A 20,809-nucleotide genomic window follows, 5' to 3' on the forward strand; every position below is an offset into this window, starting at 1 on the left:
TGCCGCGCAGCCGCTCACGCCGCCACCTCGAGCTCGGCGACGAATGCTGCAGCGATGTCATCGGCGATGTCGCTCGGTGTGACGGTCGTGCCGGTGAGCGCCGTGATGCTCGTGACTCCGGCATCGCGGATGCCGCACGGCACGATCTGCGAATATGGCGCGAGGCTGTTGCTGCAGTTGAGCGCGAAACCGTGCATGCTCACTCCTTCGGAGACGCGCACCCCAATCGCGGCAACCTTGACGGCGCCGAGCGGGGCATCAACCCACACCCCGGTGCGACCGCGAACGCTCATGCCGATGATGCCGTAGCTCGCGATGACGGCGATGAGGATCGATTCGAGGCGGCGCACATACGCCACACCGTCGACCGGCTGGGGGAGACGCAGGATGGGATAGCCCGTGAGCTGCCCTGGGCCGTGCCAGGTGATCTTGCCGCCGCGGTCGACATCGACCACGGGGGTGCCATCGGTGGGGCGCTCCGCATCGGTCGTGCGGGTGCCGGCCGTGAAGACAGGTTCGTGCTCGAGCAGCACGAGGGTGTCGGGCGCACTCCCGTCGGCGACGCGTCGGTGGATGCGGCGCTGGAGTTCCCAGCCCTGCGCATACGGAACAAAGTCGGGAGCGAAGCCCGGGCGGATGATGTCGACCACCCGGTCAGCTTAGCTGTACTCAGTCCAACTAATCCCGTGGAGGAGCTCCCGTGGAGAAACGCGGCGGCTATTCTCCGAGTGCCTCACGGTGCAGCTCCTTGTAGCCGACATACCGCACGCCGTTCTCGCGCAGGCCCGCGCGCTCCTCCTCGCTGAGCTCGCGCCGCACTTTCGCTGGCACTCCGGCGACGAGCGAGCCGGGCGGAACCACCGTGCCCTCGAGCACCACGGCCCCCGCCGCGACGAGCGAGCCGGCACCGATGACGGCCCGGTTCAGCACCGTCGCGCTCATGCCGATCAGGCAGTCATCCTCGATCGTGCAGCCGTGGAGCACGGCAGCATGCCCGACACTCACGCCGGCACCGATTGTCGTTGGAATGCCAGCGTCACAGTGCACCGTCACGTTGTCCTGCAGGTTGCTGCGCTCGCCGAGCGTGATGCTGTCAACATCCGCCCGCAGCACCGTGCCGTAGAAGACGCTCGACTCTGCGTGGAGCGTCACGCGGCCGATGAGGGTCGCTGTGGGGGCGACCCAGGCAGTGGCGGCGATCTGAGGGGTGGCACCGCCGAAGGGGACGATGAGCGGCATTGAGGTCATACAAGTTAAACTATGGGCACCATGGCCACTTTTGGAAACCTCACCGACCGCCTCGCGGATACCTTCAAGAACCTCCGCGGCAAAGGCAAACTCAGCCCGGCCGACATCGACGGCACGGTGCGCGAAATTCGTCGCACCCTGCTCGAGGCGGATGTCGCGCTCGACGTCGTCAAGCAGTTCACGTCTGCCGTGCGGGAGCGTGCACTCGGCGACGAGGTGAGCAAGGCGCTGAACCCCGCCCAGCAGGTGGTGCAGATTGTCAACGACGAGCTCGTGCAGATTCTTGGTGGCGAGCAGCGCCGGCTGCAGTTCGCCAAGACCGCCCCGACCGTCATCATGCTCGCCGGCCTCCAGGGTGCCGGCAAGACGACGCTCGCGGGCAAGCTTGCCAAGTGGCTCGCTGGCGAGGGTCACACACCGCTCCTCGTCGCGGCCGACCTCCAGCGCCCCAACGCGGTCACCCAGCTGCAGATCGTCGGCGAGCAGGCGGGGGTGCAGGTCTTTGCGCCGGAGCCCGGCAACGGCGTCGGCAACCCGGTCAAGGTCGCCAAAGATGCCATCAAGTTCGCGAAGGACAAGGTGCACGACGTGGTCATCGTCGACACCGCCGGCCGTCTCGGTGTCGACGCCGAAATGATGAAGCAGGCCGCCGACATCCGCAAGGCGGTCGACCCCGACGAGGTGCTCTTCGTCATCGACGCCATGATCGGTCAAGACGCGGTCGCGACGGCGAAGGCCTTCCAGGAGGGAGTCGACTTCACGGGTGTTGTGCTCACGAAGCTCGACGGTGACGCCCGCGGTGGCGCTGCGCTCTCGGTCGCCTCCGTCACGGGTCGCCCCATCATCTTCGCGAGCACGGGCGAGCGCCTCGACGAGTTCGAGCCGTTCCACCCCGAGCGCATGGCGAGCCGCATCCTCGACCTCGGTGACATCCTCACCCTCATCGAGCAGGCGCAGAAGAACTTCGATGAGGGCGAGGCGCAGAAGGTCGCCGAGAAGTTCGCGACCGACTCCTTCACCCTCGAAGACTTCCTCGCCCAGATGCAGCAGCTCAAAAAGATGGGTTCCCTCAAGGGGCTCATCGGCATGCTGCCGGGCGCCCGCGGCATGAAAGACCACCTCGAGAACTTCGACGAGTCGGAGCTCACGCGCACCGAAGCGATCATCCAGTCGATGACGCGGGCCGAGCGCCAGAACCCCAAGTTGCTCAACGGCTCACGCCGGCTGCGCATCGCCCGCGGCTCCGGCACCACCGTCACCGAGGTCAATGGCCTTGTGGCGCGGTTCGAGCAGGCCGCAAAGATGATGAAGACGGTCGCGAAGGGCGGCGTGCCGCAGATCCCTGGGATGGGCCCGATGCCCGGCGGGAGCTTCGGCGGCAAGAAGAAGGGCAAAGCCCCGCAAAAGAAGTCGCGCTCTGGCAACCCCGCAAAGCGTGCGGCGGAGCAGGCTGCACTCGCGGCGGGCCCCGCGCCGACTGCCCCCACCGGCTCGGGTTTCGGTCTCGGTGCGGGTGCCGCTGGTGGCGAGGGCGGTCCGAGCGAAGAGGAGCTCGCGGCGCTGCAGAAGATGCTCGGCGGTCGCTGACAGCACGAGGCGCGACAGGCTCACGTGCGGCGCCGCTGGGTAGTGTGTTCGACATGAGTGATCAAGAACGGCTTGCCTCGTACATCGCTGTCGGGCAGCGGGCCATCGACGACTTCATCGCACTGCTGCACGAGCTTCCGGATGCCGCGTGGTCGCAGCCGACCGACCTGCCGGGGTGGGACGTCAAGGCGGTCGCCTCGCACGTCGCCCACCTCGAGTCGGTGCTGGCAGGCACGCCCGAGCCGGTCATCGATGCTGGTGCCGGCGCACACCTCACCGCCCCACCGACCGAATACACGGAGGGCGGCGTCGTCGCCCGCCGAGAGCACGCGCCGGCCGACATCATCACCGAGATTCGCGTCTCGGCCGACGCACGGTTCGCGGCGCTCGCGGCAAACCCACCGACGGATGCCTCGGCCAAGCCAGCGCTCGGCGTGCCCGGTCTCTCGTGGACGTGGGAGACGCTCCTGCGCAATCGCGCCCTCGACGTGTGGATGCACGAGCAGGACATCCGACGCGCCGTCGGCCTGCCCGGCGGTCTTGCGTCGCCGCCGGCGCTCCACACGGCACGCTACTTCGCCGAAAGCCTCGGCTATGTCGTGGCGAAGCGCGCGAAAGCACCGGCAGGCACGACGGTCGTCTTTGAACTCATCGGGGCGCCGCCCGTGGCGTTTACCGTGACCGATGAGGGTCGGGGCATGCCGCTTGGCGACGTTCCGTCGTCGCCGACCGCGCGCATCCGGCTCGACCTCGAGTCGTACATTGTGCTCGCCGGCGGGCGTCGCGAACCCGCCGAGGGCGCTGTGCAGGTCGAGGGTGACGAGGCGCTCGCGTGGCGCATCCTCGGCAGTATGTCGATGACGGGCTGACGAGTCCTAAGAGCGCCGAGCGCGGGCTGACCTGAGGTCGGCGCCCGGCCTGATCGCGCCAACCGGTGCGGCGCCGCCGAGCACGGGCACGTCGAGCAGTTCACCAGCTGCATCGACGTCGACCCCGAGCATCCGGAGCGCGTGCAGCGCCACCAGGGTTGTCGCGCGGGCATTGCCGTCGATGATCTTCATGGCGACGGCGTGCCCCTCGGCCGTCGCAACCCCGATGACGCCCTCGGCGCCGCCCTTCGCGACAACTCCGGGCAGCAGTTCCATGAGGCGTGTGTTCGGGTTGCCGCTGCCCCCAACGAGGTACGGATGCTGTCGCATCGCGTCAGCCACCGTGCGCGCCGCGCTGCCAGGCTCCGCGGTGACAAGCCTGCGGAACGCGGTCGCGATGCCGCGCACGGTCGTGCTGAAGAGGGGGGCGCCACAACCGTCGATGGCCGTGTGTTCGACCTCGACCCCCGTGTACTCCGTCATTGTCGCCATGATGTGCCGTTGCAGGGGGTGCCCTGGGTCGAGGTAGTCGGTCGTTGACCAGCCGTTCTCGACGCACGTGAGCAGCATGGCCGCGTGCTTGCCCGAGCAGTTCATGCGCACGGAGCTGCGGGCCTCGCCCGCGCGGACGAGCCGCTCGTGGGTCGCGCGGTCGCTCGGACGGTCGACGGGGCACTGCAGCGCGGTGTCGTCGAGTCTGGCGGCGGCGAGCATGCTCCTTGCGGCATCGACGTGGGCGTCTTCACCCGTGTGACTTGCGGCGGCGATGGCGAGCTGGCTCGCGTCGAGCGTCGCACCCGCCGTGAGCATCGCAACCGTCTGCAGGGGTTTGACGGTCGAGCGGGGCAGCATCGTGGCATCCGCCGCACCGAGTTCGATCGCCGCCGCGCCGGCGCCGTCGAGCGCGATGAGGGAACCGAAGTGGCGGCTCTCGATGAAGCCGGAGCGTTCGATCGCGGCGAGTTCGGCATAGCCGGAGGCTCGTTCGTCGCTCTGCGTCACCACGACGTTCACCGTCCCTTCACCCACTGCTCGGCACGGTGCCGCAGTGTGCCGCAAAACTCTAGCGCAGCGGATGTCGCATCCCCGTGTGTGCCCGGCGGTGGGGCAATATGGTCTCACCGCGCACTCCGCGACCACGTCGACCGAAAGAGGATGCATGGCCGAGCAGAAGAAGACCGAGAAGCTTGCGAAGAAGGCGATCGCGGACGCCGAGAAGGCCATCGCGGTGGCGATCGCCGCTGCATCGGATGCCGCGAAGTCGACCCGCAGGGATGCTGCCGCATTGGCAGGCAGGCTGCGGGAAAGCCTTGCAGAAGTGACCGGCAAGACGGTCTCACCCACGAAGAAGTCGAAGAAGTCGAAGAAGAACGAGAAGCCGAAGAAGGGTGAGAAGTCAAAGAAGGCAGCGACGCCGAAGAAGCCCGCGAAGGCAAAGTCGGAAACGCTGAAAACGCCGGCGAAGGCGGAGACTCCCGCGACGGCGGAAAAGCCTGCGAAGGTGGCGACGCCGAAGAAGGCGGCGACGCCCGCGAATGCAGAAACGCCCGCGAAGCCGGCGGCTGCATCGAGTTCGCCGACGGTTGCGCAGCTTCGGGCTGACGCGAAGGCGGCCGGGCTAACCGGATACTCGCGGCTCACGAAGGCGCAGCTCACCGAGCTTCTCGCATCTGCACGACGCTAGGCGCGTCACCGCTCGTTCACCGGCTGTTTGCTCTCCGACCGTAGCGTGAGGCCCCGTTCGAGTCGCGTGATCCCAGCGGCGGAGCAGGCGCCGATTGGAGCACGGGCATGAGCGACGACGAAGTGCAGGACGTGCTTGCCCGCGGGCGACTCGCCGCCGCGCCCCGAACCCTGCTCGACATCCTCCGCGAGACGACCGCGCGGCATCCTGAGGCGTCGGCGATCGAGGATTCGAAGGGCGCGCTGAGCTATCGCGAGCTCATGGCGCGCGTCGTGCGGGTGGCGGCCCGCCTGCAGTCCGACGGGGTGCGGCGGGGCGATCGCGTCGGCATCCGCATGGCCTCTGGCTCGTCGGAACTGTATATCTCGATCCTCGCCGTGCTGGCCGCGGGCGCGGCCTACGTGCCTGTTGACGCGGACGACCCGCAGGAGCGGGCCGATCTCGTGTTCGGTGACGCTGGCGTGACCGGTGTCATCACGGGCGATGGGCGGTTCGAGCGCGGTACGAGCGGCTCGACCGGCACCGACGCGCTCTTCGAATCGTCGCCACCACACGCGAGCACCCATTCGCAGCCGATCGTCACCCCACCCCGGCCAGAGGATGATGCGTGGATCATCTTCACCTCTGGCTCCACCGGTCGCCCGAAGGGGGTCGCGGTGACCCACCGCTCGGCGGCGGCGTTCGTCGACGCCGAGTCGCGCATGTTCCTCCAGCGCGAACCGCTTGCGCCCGGCGACCGCGTCCTCGCGGGGCTTTCGGTGGCGTTTGACGCATCGTGCGAGGAGATGTGGCTCGCGTGGGCGCACGGCGCCTGTCTCGTGCCGGCCCCGCGCGCCCTCGTGCGGAGCGGCATGGACCTGGGGCCGTGGTTGACCGCGCGGAGCATCACGGTCGTCTCGACCGTGCCGACGCTCGCGGCACTCTGGCCGCCGGAGTCGCTCGAGAACGTGCGCCTCCTGATCTTCGGGGGCGAGGCGTGTCCGCCCGAGCTCGCGGCACGTCTTGCCATCGACGGCCGCGAAGTCTGGAATACCTACGGACCCACCGAGTCGACCGTTGTCGCGTGCGGGTCCCTGCTCGACGGCAGCGACCCCGTGCGCATCGGCCTGCCGCTCGATGGCTGGGACCTCGCGGTCATCGACGCCGATGGTCGGAGGGTTGCCGAGGGAGAGACGGGCGAGCTCATCATCGGCGGCGTTGGGCTCGGCCGGTATCTTGACCCGGAGAAAGATGCCGAGAAGTACGCGCCGCACGAGAGTCTCGGCTGGGCGCGGGCGTATCGTAGCGGCGACCTTGTGCGTTTCGAGCGCGCTGGCCTCGTCTTTCAGGGGCGCGCGGACGACCAGGTCAAGGTCGGCGGGCGCCGCATCGAACTCGGTGAGATCGAGGCGGCGTTGCAGGCGCTCGACGCGGTCGGGGGTGCCGCCGTTGCGGTGCGCACAACGGATGCCGGCAACCAGGTGTTGGTGGGGTATCTCGCCGTCGCCGAGGGTCGCGAGTTTGACCGCGGTGCAGCACTCCGGCGACTGCGCGAGGAGCTTCCGGCCGCGCTGGTCCCCGTCCTCGCGATCGTCGATGAGCTGCCGACGCGCACCTCGGGCAAGATCGACAAGGCAGCGCTCCCATGGCCGCTGCCGGGCGTCGAAACCTCAGAAGATGGCGAGGGGTCGGGGCTCGCGGGTCTCCGCGCCGAGCTCGCGGCACGCTGGCAGGAGGTCCTCGGTGTGCCCGTCGTCGATGACGACGCCAACTTCTTCGACCTGGGCGGCAGCTCGCTCGCGGCCGCTCAGCTCGTGGGCAGGATCCGTGAGCGCGACCCGGAGTTCACGGTCGCGGATATCTATGCGCATCCGCGGCTCGGCGCAATGGCGGATGTGCTCGAATCCCGCTTCAGCGATCGACCCACCGCGCCGCGCGAGTTCCACCGGGTCACGCCAACGCCCCTGTCGATGCAGGTCTGGCAGACCGTGCTCGGTGTGCCGCTCCTCATGCTCGGAGGGGTGCGCTGGGTGCTGTATGCGCTCACGGCGGGCACCGTGCTCGGCTGGTTCGGCGGCTTCGACTTCCTTCCCTCCGTGCCGCTCGTGGTGCTGCTGCCAGCCCTCCTCATCTTTGCGACGCCGTTCGGCAGGATGGCGATTTCGGTCGTCTTGGCCCGCGCCCTCTTGCTCGGGGTGCGGCCAGGCGACCACCCCCGCGGGGGCTGGGTGCACCTGCGCCTCTGGCTTGCGGAACAGGTCTCGCAACAGGTGGGCGCCGTGAGCATCGCTGGCGCACCCTGGATCACGTACTACGCGCGCGCGCTGGGTGCCACCATCGGGCCGGATGTCGATCTCCACACGCTGCCTCCTGTCACGGGAATGCTCCGGATCGGTGCAGGCGCCTCCGTCGAACCCGAAGTGGACCTTGCCGGCTACTGGATCGACGGCGACATCGTCAGGATTGGCGAAATTCGCATCGGCGCGAACAGCACGGTGGGCGCGCGCAGCACACTCTTGCCAGGCACGAAGATCGGGCGCGACGCCGAGATAGCGCCAGGGTCGGCCGTCTTCGGTCGCGTGCAGTCTGGCCAGCTGTGGGCTGGGTCGCCGGCGCAGCGTGTCGGCAAGGCCCGCGCGTGGTGGCCTGACGAGCGTCCGCCCCGCGCGTCACGATGGGTCGCCGCGTACGGCGCATCCTCGATCGTCGTCTCCGCGGTGCCCGTGATCGCGCTGCTCGCGGGTGCCGTCATCGTCGCGCTCGGGATGCGTGGCGCTGATTCGCTCGCAGATGCGGCGGTGCGCGGTGTCGCGGTGCTGATCCCGGCGACGCTGATCGCGGGGCTCGTTCTCGCCGGCCTCGTGGTTGTGCTCGTTCGCATCCTCGGCATCGGCATCACCGAGGGCGTCCACCCCGTGCGAAGCCGTGTCGGCTGGCAGGTGTGGAGCATCGAACGCCTACTCGACCTGAGCCGCACGCTCCTCTTTCCGATCTACTCGAGCCTGTTCACCCCCATCTGGCTGCGGATGCTCGGGGCGACGATTGGGCGTGACGTCGAAGCATCCACCGTGCTGTTGGTGCCGTCGATGACCACCGTGCGCGACGGCACGTTCCTCGCCGATGACACCATGATTGCGACCTACGAACTCGGCGGTGGATGGCTCAGGGTCGCCGAGGTCGAGATCGGCAAACGTGCGTTCATCGGCAATTCAGGCATGGTGCCGGCAGGTCACCGTGTGCCAAAGGACGGACTCATCGCGGTGCTTTCCGCCGCACCGCGCAAGTCGAAGGCGGGGTCGTCGTGGCTCGGCTCGCCCGCCGTGCGCTTGCGCCGCACGGTCGCGGCGGCAGACGACAGCCTCACCTTCAACCCGCCAGCGCGTCTCAGGATCGCCCGTGCGCTCTGGGAGGCCGGCCGCATTGTTCCCGTCGTCGCAACGGTGGGGCTCGGCTACGCGGTCATCCTCGTCTTCGCGGGGCTCGCCGAGAGTTTCGGGGCGTGGTGGGCCGCCCTCCTCGGCGGCATCGTCATGATGCTCGCCGGCGCTGCGGCGGCGGGCGTCAGCACTGTGGCGAAATGGATTCTGGTGGGGCGCATCCCCGCGGTCGAGCATCCGCTCTGGTCGTCGTTCGTATGGCGCACCGAACTCGCGGACACGTTCGTCGAAATGCTCGCGGCCCCGTGGTTCGCTCACGCGGCCGGCGGCACCCCGGCCCTCGTCTGGTGGCTCCGCAGTATGGGTGCGACGATCGGGCGCGGCGTGTGGTGCGAGACGTACTGGCTGCCAGAATCCGATCTCGCGGTGCTGGGCGACGGCGCGACGGTGAATCGGGGCTGCGTTGTGCAGACACACCTGTTTCATGATCGAATCATGAGCATGGACACCGTCACCCTCGACGAGGGCGCGACACTCGGGCCCCACAGCGTCATCCTCCCCGCCGCGCGCATCGGCGCTCACGCGACCGTCGGACCCGTGTCGCTCGTGATGCGCGGCGAACTCGTGCCCGTCGGCAGCCGCTGGAGCGGCAACCCGATCGGCCCGTGGCATGACGTCACGACCCGCGACTATCACGCCACACGATGACGGCCGCGACCGTCGGCGCCCGAACGGCGGGCGACCCGTACGTGCCAACGAGCGGCAACGGCGGCTACTCGGTCGACCACTACGACCTCGAGCTGCGCTACAGGATGGCGACGAATCGACTCGACGCGCGCGCGACGATCACCGCCGTGAGCACGCACGAACTCTCACGCTTCAGCCTTGACCTCAGCCGACTGCAGGCGTCGAAGGTCACGGTCGAGGGGCGCAAGGCGGCGATCAAGCAGGCGCCCGGCAAGCTCACGGTCGCGCCATCGCGCCCCATCCCAGCGGGCACGCCGTTCACGATCGTCGTGGACTATTCGGGGTCGCCGGCACCGCGTCGCAGCCCGTGGGGGCTCGTCGGCTGGGAGGAGCTGAACGACGGGGTCATCGTCGCGTCACAGCCCTCCGGTGCCCCGACGTGGTTCCCGTGCAACGACCATCCGGTGGATCGCGCCACCTACAGCATCCGGGTCACGACCGAGCAGGCCTACACCGTGCTGTGCAACGGGGTGCTCGCCGCCCACACGGTCGCCTCCGGGCGGGGGACCTGGCACTACGAGCAGGTTGAACCGACATCGACCTACCTCGCGACCGTGCAGATCGGGCACTACACGGTCGAGCGCGTCGAGCTGGGCCCTGTCGCGGGCCGACTGGCGTTCCCGCCGGAGCTGCGTGATCGGGTCTACGCCGACTTCGCGCTGCTGCCGGAGATGATGCGATGCTTCGTCCAAGCATTCGGGGAATACCCGCTCGGCAGCTACACGGCGATCGTGACAGACGACGAGCTCGAGATCCCGCTCGAAGCGCAGTCGATGGCGATCTTTGGCGCGAACCACATTGACGGTGACGGCGGTGAGGAGCGGCTGGTCGCCCACGAACTCGCACACCAGTGGTTCGGCAACAGTGTCGGCCTTGCGGAGTGGCGCCACATCTGGCTCAACGAGGGGTTCGCGTGCTACGCCGAGTGGCTGTGGGAGGAACACCGCGGCGGGCGCTCTGCCGCCGCGATCGCCCGAAGCTTCCACGCAAAGCTCCGTGGGCTCCCGCAGGACATCACGCTCGCGGATCCCGGCGGCGCGGACATGTTCGATGACCGCATCTACAAGCGCGGTGCCCTGACACTCCACGCCATACGCCTCACGATCGGCGACGACGCGTTCTTCAGGATGCTGCGCGACTGGACTGCCGAGCACCGGCACGCGGTGGTGACGACCGACGACTTCCGTGCCCACCTCGCCAGGTATAGCGACACATCGCTCGACCCCATGCTCGACGCGTGGCTCCTCTCCCCGGCGCTCCCGAGCCTGCCTACCGCTCGCGCCAGGCGACGGTGACGGTGACGTCAGACGACAGGTCGCGAGTGCTGAGCCGGTAGCGCGTGCCGTCGAGCGTGGCGTGGTCGGGGCCGGAGTCCACTCGGAGCGGGTCCAGCCGCAACCCCCGGCCGTCGGCCTTGAGCACCGCCTCGGCCACCGTCCACCGCATCAAGGTGTCCCCGGCCCCGTCGCGCAGCTGCTCGCGAAGGCCGGCGAGGCGCTCGGCGTCGTCGGGTGTGCGCTTCTCTACGTCGACCCCTACGGATGCCGCGGCCGCGACCGCCACGACCACCATCCCCGCGCATGCCGACACGCTCGCCACCAGTGCTGTCGCCCCCGGCACCGTCACGACGGGGCGTCCGTGTTCACCCCCGCAGTCGGGGCAGCGAGCCGTCACCCCCACCTCGTGGGCCGCACAGCCGGCGAGCTCTGCGGCAAGCTCGCGCAGCAGCATCCGCCCCCACAGCAGTCGCTCGCGTGCGAGCGCGGATGCGGTGCCGTCGAAGCGCAGGCGTTCGCCGGGGGAGAGGAGCCCGTGCGCGAATTCAGCCCTGACCTCCAGCGTGGAGGGGGCTGCTGCGCGCAGCCACACCCCGTCGGCAATTTCGAGCGTTATCACGCCCCCATCATCGCCCAGCCAACGGCGGCGCTGCGGTTCAGTGAGCAGGGCGCGCTGGGACGACAGGGGTTCTGACTCCCGGCGTGACGGGCCATCCGCCGGACGGGCGCACGCGGTGCAGTTCGAGCGCATCGGAGTAGTGACCGATGAGCGCATCACACAGCGACGACCAGGTCCGCGGCAGCACGGCGGTGCGGCCGGCCTCGCCGAATGCTCGACGTTTTGCATCGTCACCGATGAGGTCTGCGACGCGATCGCGGAGCTCGTGCAGGTTGCCGGGCGCGTAGAGCCAGCCGGTGCGGCTCGAGTCGACCAGGTCGACCGGCCCGCCACGGCCCGTCGCGACGACGGGCACGCCACTCGCCATCGCCTCCTGGATGGTCTGGCAGAAGGTCTCGAGCTCGCCCGGATGCACAAACACGTCGAAAGAGGCGAGGGCACGCCCGAGTTCGTCGCCACCGAGGAACCCGGCGAAATGCGCCGTTGGCATGAGCTCCTCAAGGCGTGCCCGCAGCGGCCCGCCACCGACGATCACGAGCTTCACCCCCGGCAGCGTGGCGAGCACGCGGAGGTCCTCCACCTGCTTCTCCGAGGCGAGCCTGCCGACGTAGCCGACGATGCGTTCCCCGTTCGGCGCCACCCGCGCCCGCCACGCCTCGTCGCGGTGCTCCGGCGCGAAGCGGACGGTGTCGACCCCGCGGCCCCACCGCCGCACACGTTCGATGCGGTGCTCCGTGAGTTGCCGCTCCGCGTAGCTCGAGGGCGCCAGCGTGAGGGTCGTGCGCTGGTGGATGCGCTGCACCTGGCGCCACAGCAGCGGCTCCGCACCGGGAAAGCCGTAGCGGGTGGCGTAGGCCGGGACATCCGTTTGATACACCGCGACGGTGGGGATGCCGAGTTGCTCCGCCGCGATGGCGGCCTGCAGGCCGAGCACAAACGGTGAGGCGAGGTGCACGACATCGGGGCGGAACCGGCGGAGCGACTTCGCGACGCGGTTCACGGTGACGGTGGCGATGCGCACGTTGCGATAGCTCGGGAGCGCGAAGGCCGGCAGGCCCTCAATGTCGAATCCGGCGAGTTCCTTCGGCAGCTGGGCATCGCTCGGCGCCAACACGAGCACCTCGTCGCCTCGCTCGGAGAGGTGATCGATGATCCGCAGGAGCGAATGCGTCACCCCATTCATGTGGGGGAGGAATGATTCGGCGACCAGCGCGACTCTCATGCGTCAAGCATCCGCTGGTGGGGCCACGGGGCGGATGCCGCAGGGTGGCCGTGCGATGAACCCCGGGTGAACCATGCCGGGGGTTGAGGGTGCAACGCCAGCGTCGAGGGTGCATGGACGGTGACGCGTGTGCATAGTCTTGAGGCATGACGACGACGACTCGCCCCATCCGCATCGGCGTGCAGCTTGCGCCGCAGCACGTGCCGTACGAGCGCATCCGCGATGCTGCGACCGAGCTTGAGGAGCTCGGTGTCGATGTCCTCTTCAACTGGGACCACTTCTTTCCGCTCTCTGGCGAGCCGGACGGTCTGCACTTCGAATCGTGGACGATGCTCGCGGCGCTCGCCGAGCAGACTTCGCGGGTTGAGCTTGGGGCGCTCGTGAACTGCAACAGCTATCGCAATGCGAACCTGCAGGCCGACATGGCACGCACGATCGACCACATCAGCGCGAAGGGTGGAGAGGGTCGGTTCATCTTCGGCACCGGTTCTGGTTGGTTCGAGCGGGACTACAGCGAATACGGCTATGAGTTCGGCACGGCCGGCAGCAGGCTCAACGCGCTCGCTCGTGACCTGCCGGTCATTCGCGAGCGCTGGTCGAAGCTGAACCCTGCGCCGACGCGGGACATCCCCATCCTCATTGGCGGTGGGGGTGAGAAGAAGACGCTCCGCATCGTCGCTGAGCATGCGAACATCTGGCACAGCTTCTCCGATGCGGCGACCCTCGAACGCAAGCTCGGCATTCTCGCGGAGCACGGCCGCGCGGTCGGCCGCGATACGAGCGAGATCGAGATCTCGACCGAAGTTGGCCGCATGCCGGTCGGCACGGGCGGGGGAGCCGTCGGGCCCGCCGCCGCAGACGAGCTCGTCGCCCTCGGTGCGAGTCTCTTCACGATCGGGCTCGTCGGCCCGGTCTACGACATCGAGCGGGTGAAGTCGTGGCTGGCGTGGCGTGGCGAGCACAATGCCCGTCGCGTTGCTGCCTGATTTCCACGCGTTGGTGCCACGGGCTGCGGATGCCACGGCGCAGGTCGGTGGCGACCGCTAGCGTGATCGCATGACCTCGAACGCCGCCCCAGCTGTGGGCTCGCGGGTTCTGCTCGCCATTGTCGTGACCCTCCTCGCTTGGGCGAGTGCATTCATCGTGATCCGTGTTGCTGCCGACGATTTTTCTGGCGGTGCTCTCGCGCTCGGCCGGCTTCTTGTCGGCACGGCGGCCCTCTCGCTGATGCTCATCGGCCGCCGCTGGGTGCGGCCGACGCGGCGAGAGTGGCTGCTCGTCGTGATTTTCGGGCTCGCGTGGTTTGGCATCTACAACGTCGCCCTCAACATTGCGGAGCACACTCTCGACGCCGGCACGACGGCGATGATCGTCAACATCGGCCCCCTTCTCATCGCGCTCGGCGCCGGGGTGTTTCTCGGCGAGGGTGTGCCGCGCTGGCTGGCGATCGGTGCCGGTGTCGCGTTTGCCGGTGTTGTGCTCATCGGCATCGGCATGGGTGCCTCCGGTCTTGGCGACGGGGTCGGGGTCGCGTGGGCGCTCCTCGCCGCCCTCACCTACGCGATCGGCGTGCTGTGCCAAAAACCGGTGTTGCAACGCCTACCGGCCGCCCAGGTCACCTGGATGGGCTGCGCGGTCGGAGCGATCGCCTGCCTGCCGTTCGCCGGTGAACTGCTCACCCAGGCCGCGGCGGCACCGCCGCTCGCGATCGCGGGCGTCGTCTATCTCGGCCTCGTGCCGACCGCCATCGCCTTCAGCACCTGGGCATATGCTCTCGGGCGCATGCCCGCCGGCAGGCTCGGGGTCACGACCTACATTGTGCCGACCCTCGTCGTGCTGCTCGGGCTCGCGCTGCTCGGCGAGGTGCCGACGCCCCTCGCGATCATCGGCGGGATGCTGTGCCTCGTGGGGGTCGCGCTGAGCCGCCGCTCGTCGCCGGGCGAGCGCCCCGACGCGAAGACCGCGCACCGCGTACGCGCTGCGCGCGAAACTCTGGCAGAATAGAGCGTTGAGCCCGCGTCATCCGACCCTCTAATCAGGTGGCGCCGGGATCCATTAGACCTTTCTGGCCGAGTGTGCCCCCACGCTCACGGCTGTCAGTTCGCTCCCATATCTAGAAACACAGGAGAATTGTGGCTGTTAAGATCCGTTTGAAGCGCATGGGCAAGATCCGTGCACCGTACTACCGCATCGTCGTCGCCGACTCGCGCACCAAGCGCGACGGTCGCGTGATCGAGGAGATCGGCAAGTACCACCCGACCGAAGAGCCCTCGTTCATCGAGGTCGACTCGGAGCGCGCGCAGTACTGGCTCGGCGTGGGCGCACAGCCGACCGAGCAGGTCGCCGCCATCCTCAAGCTCACGGGCGACTGGGGCAAGTTCAAGGGTGACGCCAAGGCCGTCTCCACCGTCAAGGTGAAGGAGCCCAAGGAGGCCTTCGTCGCCGACGACAAGAAGAAGCCAGTCCTCAAGCCGAAGAAGGCAGAGGCTCCGGCCAAGAAGGACGAAGCGCCTGCTGAGGCTCCCGCCGACGAGACTGCGGCGCCCGCCGAGGCCGAGGCTGCTGCCGACGCCGACAAGGCATAGTCCGTTGCTTGCTGCCGCGCTTGAACACCTTGTCAAGGGGATCGTCGATCACCCTGACGAGGTCTCGGTCGACGCCAGGAGCACCCCGCGTGGCGATGTCCTCGAGGTGCGCGTGCACCCCGAGGACCTCGGCCGCGTGATCGGTCGCTCCGGTCGCACCGCCAAGGCGCTTCGCACGCTCGTGTCGGCCATTGCCGACGGCAAGAAGGTTCGCGTCGACGTGGTGGATACCGATTTCTAGAGACGCTGGCCCCAACACGACCCAGCTGCGGGTCGGTCGCCTCACCAAGGCTCACGGCCTCAAGGGCGCGATCAAGATCGAGTTGTATACGGATGACCCGGCACGACGTTTCGTGCCGGGCTCCGTGTTCACCCTTCAGGTGCCGACGAGTTCGCCGTGGCACGGCAAGACCCTGGAGCTCATCGAGCTCCGCTGGTACAACCTTCAGCCTGTGGCGTTCTTCAAAGACGTGCCAGACCGCACGGCCGCCGAGTCGCTCCTCAAGGCGATCCTCTGGATCGACCAAGATCTCGATCAGGGCACCGATGAAGAGGATGCGTGGTTCGACCACCAACTCGTCGGGCTCTTGGTCGTCCGCGACGGTGCTGTCATCGGGCGTGTGGCACGACTCGACCACCTTCCGTCGCAAGATCTGCTCCACGTCGAGCGCAGCGAGGGCGACGTCGTGCTCGTGCCCTTCGTGAAGGCCATCGTGCCGAGTGTTGACATCGAAGCTGGCACCCTCACGGTCACGCCGCCGCCAGGGCTCTTTGAGGAGCTTGAGGGTGACGACGCTGAGGCGGTTGACCCGCCAGTGCAGAAGGCGGATGCCGCGGCATCCGACGCTGCACAGAACGACTGACGCCGGGCCGGCTGACGAGTCTGTTGTGGCTCACACCGCGAGTCGGTAGCCCCGTTTCACGACGGTGCTCACGACTCCAGGTCGCCCGAGGGACTGCCGCAGCCTGCTGAGGGCAACCTCCATGACGTGGTCGTCGCGGATGCCCGGCATCGCCGCGACAAGGTCGGCGCGCGAGACGACCGCGCCGGGCGCAACGGCGAGGCGTCTCAGGAGTGCGAGCGGTGTCGGCGCGAGCATTGTGCGGAGTTCGTCGAGTTCTACGAGCTGTCCCCGCAGCACGAGGCGGCCGTGGAGCGTGTCGATGCGCTGCACCCGGTTCGTCTCGAGGTCTTCGCACAGCAGCCTGATGAGGGCGCCCATCCTGAACCGGTCTGGCTGGATGGGTGTGATGCCGGCGGCGCGGAGGGGAGCGGCGGTGACGGGCCCGACCGCGGCGGCGAGCACGTCGGAACGCAATGCCTCGTGCAACGGCTCGAGCAGTTCCATGCATTCGGCGGCGATGAAGAGGGCGTCAACGGATGGCGCACTCGTGAATGTCACGGCATCGAGTGCCCGTGCGCACACGGCCTCGACAAGTTTCTGCACGCGCTCGTCGGTGCTGCCAAGGTGCGTCCAGCTGTATGGCGCTACCGTGAGCACCGTGTGGTGTTCGCGCAGGCGTCCAAGCTGCACCTCGTCGGTGTGGCCGTGCAACTGCACGGCGATCGTCTGCCCTGGCGGCAACTCGGCGAGGGCTTTTGACACGAGCGATTCGGTCGTCTCGCTGTCGCTCATTCCGTCGTCATCCAGGCCGGCAGCCCGGATGCCCCCGCGCGCCTTCGGCCCGCGCACAAGAATGCGAGCCCGGCTGAGTGCGACAGTGAGCTCATGGCCGACTCCGGCGGCATCGGCGACCTCGAACCAGCGGCGTACCCCATAGCCGGTCGTGGCGAGCAGCACGTCGGGTTCGGCGGCAATGATGGTGCGCGTGTCGACAATGACGGGCCCATCGGCTTGCGCATGCGTCACCCGGAGCGTCGGTGCGTGCATGACGGTGGCCCCGCGGCGCTCGAATGCGTCGATGAGGTCCTCGCTGCGGCGGTGGGAGGTGACGCCGATGCGAAACCCCTCGAGCTGATTCGCGCGGAAGCCGGGCACCGCAAGCTCGGGTGCGGGGGGCGTGGCATCCGTCATAGTCCAAGCCTGCACCACATTGGCGGCGCCGGCGCCATTCATGACCCCTCGACCATGAGTTCTGCCGAGCGCATGACACGTGTCGCGGTGCTGTCGCCGTCGTGTGCGAGGCGAACCACCTCGCCAACGACAAGCACGGCGGGTGCCGCGACACCGGCCAGCGTGGCATCCGCAACGATGGATCCGAGCTCGGAGACTGTCGTCTTCTGCTGCTGGCTGAAGCCGCGCTCGATGATGGCGACAGGGAGGTCGTGTGACGCCCCGTGACGCTGGAGCCCCGCGGCGAGCTGCGGCAGCGTGCTCACTCCCATGAGTACGACGATGGTTCCGCCGAGGCCCGCGAGGTGTTTGAGCTCGTCCTCACTGAGGGGTGCGTGTCCCGAAACGACCGTGAAGAGCCGGCTCACACCGCGGTGAGTGAGCGGGATGCCGGCGGCGGCCGGCACCGCGATCGCACTCGTCACGCCAGAGATCACCTCGACGGGGATGCCAGCCTCCTGGCACGCGATGACCTCTTCGCTGCCGCGACCGAAGACGTACGGGTCGCCGCCTTTGAGCCGCACGACGTGCGCTCCGGCATTCGCGTGGTCGACCATGAGGAGCTCGATGCCCTGCTGGCTGATGGGGTGGTGGCCGGGGAGCTTGCCGACGTTGATGAGCAGCGCTTTCGGGGCGAGTTCGGCGAGCCGTTCGTGGGGGGCGAGGCGGTCATAGAGCACGACGTCGGCGTCGGCGAGGGCCCGCATCGCGCCAACCGTCATGAGCTCTTCTGCGCCTGGTCCGCCGCCGACGAGGGTCACCCGGCCGCTCATGAGCGCCCTCGCACTGGGATCGTCGGGCCTGCGAGCAGCACGGTCGCTGGGTCTGCGACCTCTTCGGCCGTCGCTGGTCGGAATTGCTCGCGTTCGGCGACCCTCGGAAACCCGACATCCGGGGATTCCGGTGCGTTGACGAAGCTCCGGAACCTGCGCAGGCGTTCAGGGTCGGCGAGGGTCGCCGCCCATTCGTCCTCGTAATTGTCGACGTGCTTCAACATCGCGGCCTCAAGCTCGTTGGCAAGGCCGAGCGAGTCATCGATGACGACTTCGCGCACGTGGTCGATGCCACCGGGCAGCTCCTCCATCCAGCGAGCGGTGCGCTGGAGACGATCGGCGGTGCGCACGTAGTAGATCATGTAGCGGTCGATGTAGCGAACGAGCGTGTCGTCGTCGAGGTCGGATGCGAGCAGCTGCGCGTGGGCTGGCTGAAACCCGCCATTGCCACCGACGTACAGGTTCCACCCTTGCTCGGTGGCGATGACCCCGACATCTTTCGCCCGAGCCTCGGCGCACTCTCGCGCGCACCCCGAAACACCGAACTTGAACTTGTGGGGGGCCCGCAGGCCGCGATAGCGAAGCTCAAGCTTGATGGCCATGCTCACGGCGTCCTGCACCCCGAAGCGGCACCACGTCGAGCCGACACAGCTCTTCACATTCCGGAGCGCCTTGCCGTAGGCCTGCCCAGACTCAAATCCGGCATCAACGAGTCGACGCCAGATGTCGGGGAGCTGATCGAGCCGTGCCCCGAACATATCGATGCGCTGGCCGCCGGTGATTTTCGTGTAGAGCCCGAAATCGGTGGCCACCTGAGCGATGACGAGCAGCTTCGCCGGCGAGATCTCGCCGCCAGGGATGCGGGGCACGACCGAGTAGGTGCCGTCCTTCTGCATGTTCGCGAGCGCGCGGTCATTTGTGTCTTGCAGTGCCCCGCGACCGCCATCGAGAATGTAGGCGTCGAAGTGGCTCGCGAGCATCGAGGCAATCGCAGGTTTGCACACGTCGCATCCATGGCCTACGCCGAACCTTGTGATGATGTCCTCAAACGAGGTGAGCTCGAGCACCCGCACCGAATCGAACAGTTCTTGACGGCTCATCGAGAAGTGCTCGCACAGCGCGCGGTTGACGGCGATACCGGCCTTCGTAAGTTCGCCCTCGAGCAGCTTCTTGACGAGGGGCACGCACGATCCGCACTGGGTGCCGGCTCGGGTGCAGGCTTTCAGGGCGCCGAGCTCGGTGCATCCGTCGTCATGGATGCCGGAGCGCACGGCCCCGGCCGAGACCATGTTGCAGGCGCACACGAGGGCGGAGTCTGGCAAGTCGTCGCCGCCGGGTGCCACCGCTCCGGCGACTGAGAGGTAAGCGCCGGGGTCTGAGCTCAGTTGCGCTCCGAGCATCGGGCGAAGGGCGGCATATGGTTCGGCGTCGCCCACGAACACGCCACCGAGCAGGGTGCGCGCATCGTCGGAGACGACCAGCTTTTGATACAGCCCGCGCGCCGGGTCTGCGTAGACGATTTCAAGCGCGCCGGGCAGCTCGGCGCGGGTGTCGCCAAAGCTCGCGACATCGACGCCCGAGAGCTTAAGCTTCGTCGCATCATCAATCGTCGTGAACTCTGCCGAACCGCCGAGCAGACGGTCGGCCACGACCTCCGCCATGGCGTTCGCCGGCGCAACAAGCCCGACGCAGCGACCATCGAAGCACGCGACCTCGCCGATCGCCCAAATGTGGTCGTCAGAGGTTCTGCAATCGGTGCCGATGACAACGCCGCCGCGCTCGCCGAGCACTAACCCGGAGTCCTTAGCGAGTTCGTCGCGCGCACGGATGCCGATCGCGAAGACGACGATGTCGGCGGCGACCACCGTGTGGTTGGTGAACTCGACCGCGGTCACCACGCCGTCAGCGCCGGCGCGCACCGCCCGTGGGCGCTGTCCGAGATGAAGTTCGATGCCCTGCGACTCGATGATGCGACCGAGCGCCTGGCCGGCACCCTCATCGAGTTGTGCGCTCATGAGCCATCCGCCAGCGTGCACGATCGCCGCATCCGCACCACGGCGTTGCAGCCCACCGGCGGCTTCAAGCCCGAGGAGTCCGCCGCCAGCGACGAGCACTCGCGGTGCCCTGCCGAGCGCGGCGCGGAGCCGCTCCACTTCGGCGACGAGCCAGTCGACGTCGTCGAGCGTGCGGTACACGCGAATGTGTTCGGCGCCATCGATGGGCGGCACGGGAGCGCTCGATCCGGTCGCAAGGACGAGCTCGTCCCACGGGAGCACTGCGCCGCTCGCGGTCGTCACCGTGTGCGCGGTGCGGTCGATCGCGACGGCGGCGTCACCGAGCCGCAGTGTGAGCCGTTCGGCCTCCCACGGTGCCGTTGCGAGCGTGAGATCTTCGGCAGCTTCGAGCCTTCGGCTCAGTGCGACACGATCGTACGGCGTGTGGGGCTCTTCGGCGATGACGGTGATCTCGAGGGCGCCAGCGGCATCGCGCGTGGTGAGCGCATCACTCAGGCGGTGGGCGGCCGGGCCGCCCCCGATGACGACGACGCGGCGCACCGACACGTTGGACTCCGCCACTGCGGGGGTCGATTGCTGGTCTCGAGTCATGCGCCGAGCCTACGGAGTCGGCATTACCGTCCCGTTGCCCTCGTGTGACCTGGGCATCACAACCACCGCACAGTTGTTTCGGAATTGTGTGAGGGAGGGTTCACGACACCGAAACACGAGGTCACTGCGGTGAAACATGCATCGCTTAGCGTCGATGTATC

General features: G+C 68.2%; 18 protein-coding genes. 10 read left to right on the top strand and 8 right to left on the bottom strand.

From position 1 onward, the window contains the following. Positions 1-14 precede the first annotated feature (14 nt). Together lipB and ACY48M_RS01910 are read right to left on the bottom strand one after the other, a co-directional pair. On the bottom strand, positions 15-650 hold the full coding sequence (gene lipB, locus ACY48M_RS01905) for a lipoyl(octanoyl) transferase LipB (protein WP_462818548.1): 636 nt from the start codon (positions 648-650) through the stop codon (positions 15-17). A 67-nt stretch (positions 651-717) separates the two neighbouring features. Further along, positions 718-1,239 (bottom strand): gamma carbonic anhydrase family protein, encoded by a 522-nt coding sequence (locus ACY48M_RS01910; protein ID WP_462819238.1) that lies wholly within the window; start codon positions 1,237-1,239, stop codon positions 718-720. Between the two features lie 30 nt (positions 1,240-1,269). Here ACY48M_RS01910 and ffh point away from each other — a divergent pair, with 30 nt between their 5' ends. Next, positions 1,270-2,835, top strand: coding sequence for a signal recognition particle protein (gene ffh / locus ACY48M_RS01915; protein ID WP_462818549.1), 1,566 nt, complete (start codon positions 1,270-1,272; stop codon positions 2,833-2,835). Positions 2,836-2,888: 53 nt separating this feature from the next. Then, positions 2,889-3,704, top strand: a complete 816-nt coding sequence (locus tag ACY48M_RS01920; RefSeq protein WP_462818550.1) for a maleylpyruvate isomerase family mycothiol-dependent enzyme — start codon at positions 2,889-2,891, stop codon at positions 3,702-3,704. A gap of 6 nt (positions 3,705-3,710) precedes the next feature. Here ACY48M_RS01920 and ACY48M_RS01925 read toward each other — a convergent pair whose 3' ends face one another. Continuing rightward, complete coding sequence (locus ACY48M_RS01925; RefSeq protein ID WP_462818551.1) at positions 3,711-4,718, bottom strand: asparaginase; 1,008 nt, start codon at positions 4,716-4,718, stop codon at positions 3,711-3,713. 145 nt (positions 4,719-4,863) lie between these two features. Here ACY48M_RS01925 and ACY48M_RS01930 point away from each other — a divergent pair, with 145 nt between their 5' ends. The 3 genes from ACY48M_RS01930 to ACY48M_RS01940 all read left to right on the top strand — a co-directional run bounded on the left by ACY48M_RS01930 (position 4,864) and on the right by ACY48M_RS01940 (position 10,786). Next, positions 4,864-5,388 (top strand): hypothetical protein, encoded by a 525-nt coding sequence (locus ACY48M_RS01930; protein WP_462818552.1) that lies wholly within the window; start codon positions 4,864-4,866, stop codon positions 5,386-5,388. Positions 5,389-5,495: 107 nt separating this feature from the next. After that, on the top strand, positions 5,496-9,452 hold the full coding sequence (locus ACY48M_RS01935) for a Pls/PosA family non-ribosomal peptide synthetase (protein WP_462818553.1): 3,957 nt from the start codon (positions 5,496-5,498) through the stop codon (positions 9,450-9,452). Continuing rightward, the gene (locus tag ACY48M_RS01940; protein WP_462818554.1) at positions 9,449-10,786 is read left to right on the top strand and encodes a M1 family metallopeptidase; all 1,338 of its coding nucleotides are present in this window, start codon (positions 9,449-9,451) and stop codon (positions 10,784-10,786) included. The genes ACY48M_RS01935 and ACY48M_RS01940 overlap by 4 nt, the downstream gene beginning before the upstream one ends. On the opposite strand, the gene ACY48M_RS01945 is transcribed toward ACY48M_RS01940, so the two are convergent. Beyond that, positions 10,761-11,387 (bottom strand): 4'-phosphopantetheinyl transferase family protein, encoded by a 627-nt coding sequence (locus tag ACY48M_RS01945; protein ID WP_462818555.1) that lies wholly within the window; start codon positions 11,385-11,387, stop codon positions 10,761-10,763. The two genes, ACY48M_RS01940 and ACY48M_RS01945, sit on opposite strands and share 26 nt — an antisense overlap. A gap of 37 nt (positions 11,388-11,424) precedes the next feature. Further along, complete coding sequence (locus tag ACY48M_RS01950) at positions 11,425-12,609, bottom strand: glycosyltransferase family 4 protein (protein ID WP_462818556.1); 1,185 nt, start codon at positions 12,607-12,609, stop codon at positions 11,425-11,427. Positions 12,610-12,755: 146 nt separating this feature from the next. Between ACY48M_RS01950 and ACY48M_RS01955 the strand changes: the two genes are divergently transcribed. The 5 genes from ACY48M_RS01955 to rimM all read left to right on the top strand — a co-directional run bounded on the left by ACY48M_RS01955 (position 12,756) and on the right by rimM (position 16,057). Then, on the top strand, positions 12,756-13,595 hold the full coding sequence (locus tag ACY48M_RS01955) for an LLM class F420-dependent oxidoreductase (RefSeq protein WP_462818557.1): 840 nt from the start codon (positions 12,756-12,758) through the stop codon (positions 13,593-13,595). A gap of 70 nt (positions 13,596-13,665) precedes the next feature. Then, a complete protein-coding gene (locus ACY48M_RS01960) occupies positions 13,666-14,613 on the top strand; it encodes a DMT family transporter (protein ID WP_462818558.1) in 948 nt (315 codons plus the stop codon). Between the two features lie 128 nt (positions 14,614-14,741). After that, entirely contained in the window at positions 14,742-15,194 is a 453-nt protein-coding gene (rpsP, locus tag ACY48M_RS01965; RefSeq protein WP_462818559.1) for a 30S ribosomal protein S16, read from the top strand. Positions 15,195-15,198: 4 nt separating this feature from the next. After that, the gene (locus tag ACY48M_RS01970) at positions 15,199-15,435 is read left to right on the top strand and encodes an RNA-binding protein (RefSeq protein WP_462818560.1); all 237 of its coding nucleotides are present in this window, start codon (positions 15,199-15,201) and stop codon (positions 15,433-15,435) included. Then, positions 15,386-16,057, top strand: a complete 672-nt coding sequence (rimM, locus tag ACY48M_RS01975; RefSeq protein ID WP_462818561.1) for a ribosome maturation factor RimM — start codon at positions 15,386-15,388, stop codon at positions 16,055-16,057. Before ACY48M_RS01970 ends, rimM begins: the two co-directional genes overlap by 50 nt. A gap of 30 nt (positions 16,058-16,087) precedes the next feature. Here the strand turns inward: rimM and ACY48M_RS01980 are convergent, their stop codons facing one another. The 3 genes from ACY48M_RS01980 to nirB are packed head-to-tail and all read right to left on the bottom strand — an operon-like array spanning position 16,088 to position 20,648. Next, a complete protein-coding gene (locus ACY48M_RS01980; protein WP_462818562.1) occupies positions 16,088-17,230 on the bottom strand; it encodes a uroporphyrinogen-III synthase in 1,143 nt (380 codons plus the stop codon). Between the two features lie 38 nt (positions 17,231-17,268). Beyond that, entirely contained in the window at positions 17,269-18,042 is a 774-nt protein-coding gene (gene cobA, locus ACY48M_RS01985) for a uroporphyrinogen-III C-methyltransferase (RefSeq protein ID WP_462818563.1), read from the bottom strand. Further along, positions 18,039-20,648: a nitrite reductase large subunit NirB gene (gene nirB / locus ACY48M_RS01990; RefSeq protein WP_462818564.1), complete on the bottom strand. Its 2,610-nt coding sequence runs from the start codon at positions 20,646-20,648 to the stop codon at positions 18,039-18,041. The genes cobA and nirB overlap by 4 nt, the downstream gene beginning before the upstream one ends. Positions 20,649-20,809: the final 161 nt, after the last annotated feature.

Source organism: Homoserinimonas flava, assembly GCF_054969005.1.

Coding starts and splice junctions, on each gene's coding strand:
- ACY48M_RS01910 (WP_462819238.1), bottom strand. CDS start 1,239: ATGCCGCTCATCGTCCCCTTCGGCGGTGCCACCCCTCAGATCGCCGCC.
- ffh (WP_462818549.1), top strand. CDS start 1,270: ATGGCCACTTTTGGAAACCTCACCGACCGCCTCGCGGATACCTTCAAG.
- ACY48M_RS01920 (WP_462818550.1), top strand. CDS start 2,889: ATGAGTGATCAAGAACGGCTTGCCTCGTACATCGCTGTCGGGCAGCGG.
- ACY48M_RS01930 (WP_462818552.1), top strand. CDS start 4,864: ATGGCCGAGCAGAAGAAGACCGAGAAGCTTGCGAAGAAGGCGATCGCG.
- ACY48M_RS01935 (WP_462818553.1), top strand. CDS start 5,496: ATGAGCGACGACGAAGTGCAGGACGTGCTTGCCCGCGGGCGACTCGCC.
- ACY48M_RS01940 (WP_462818554.1), top strand. CDS start 9,449: ATGACGGCCGCGACCGTCGGCGCCCGAACGGCGGGCGACCCGTACGTG.
- ACY48M_RS01950 (WP_462818556.1), bottom strand. CDS start 12,609: ATGAGAGTCGCGCTGGTCGCCGAATCATTCCTCCCCCACATGAATGGG.
- ACY48M_RS01955 (WP_462818557.1), top strand. CDS start 12,756: ATGACGACGACGACTCGCCCCATCCGCATCGGCGTGCAGCTTGCGCCG.
- ACY48M_RS01960 (WP_462818558.1), top strand. CDS start 13,666: ATGACCTCGAACGCCGCCCCAGCTGTGGGCTCGCGGGTTCTGCTCGCC.
- ACY48M_RS01980 (WP_462818562.1), bottom strand. CDS start 17,230: ATGACGGATGCCACGCCCCCCGCACCCGAGCTTGCGGTGCCCGGCTTC.
- cobA (WP_462818563.1), bottom strand. CDS start 18,042: ATGAGCGGCCGGGTGACCCTCGTCGGCGGCGGACCAGGCGCAGAAGAG.
- nirB (WP_462818564.1), bottom strand. CDS start 20,648: ATGACTCGAGACCAGCAATCGACCCCCGCAGTGGCGGAGTCCAACGTG.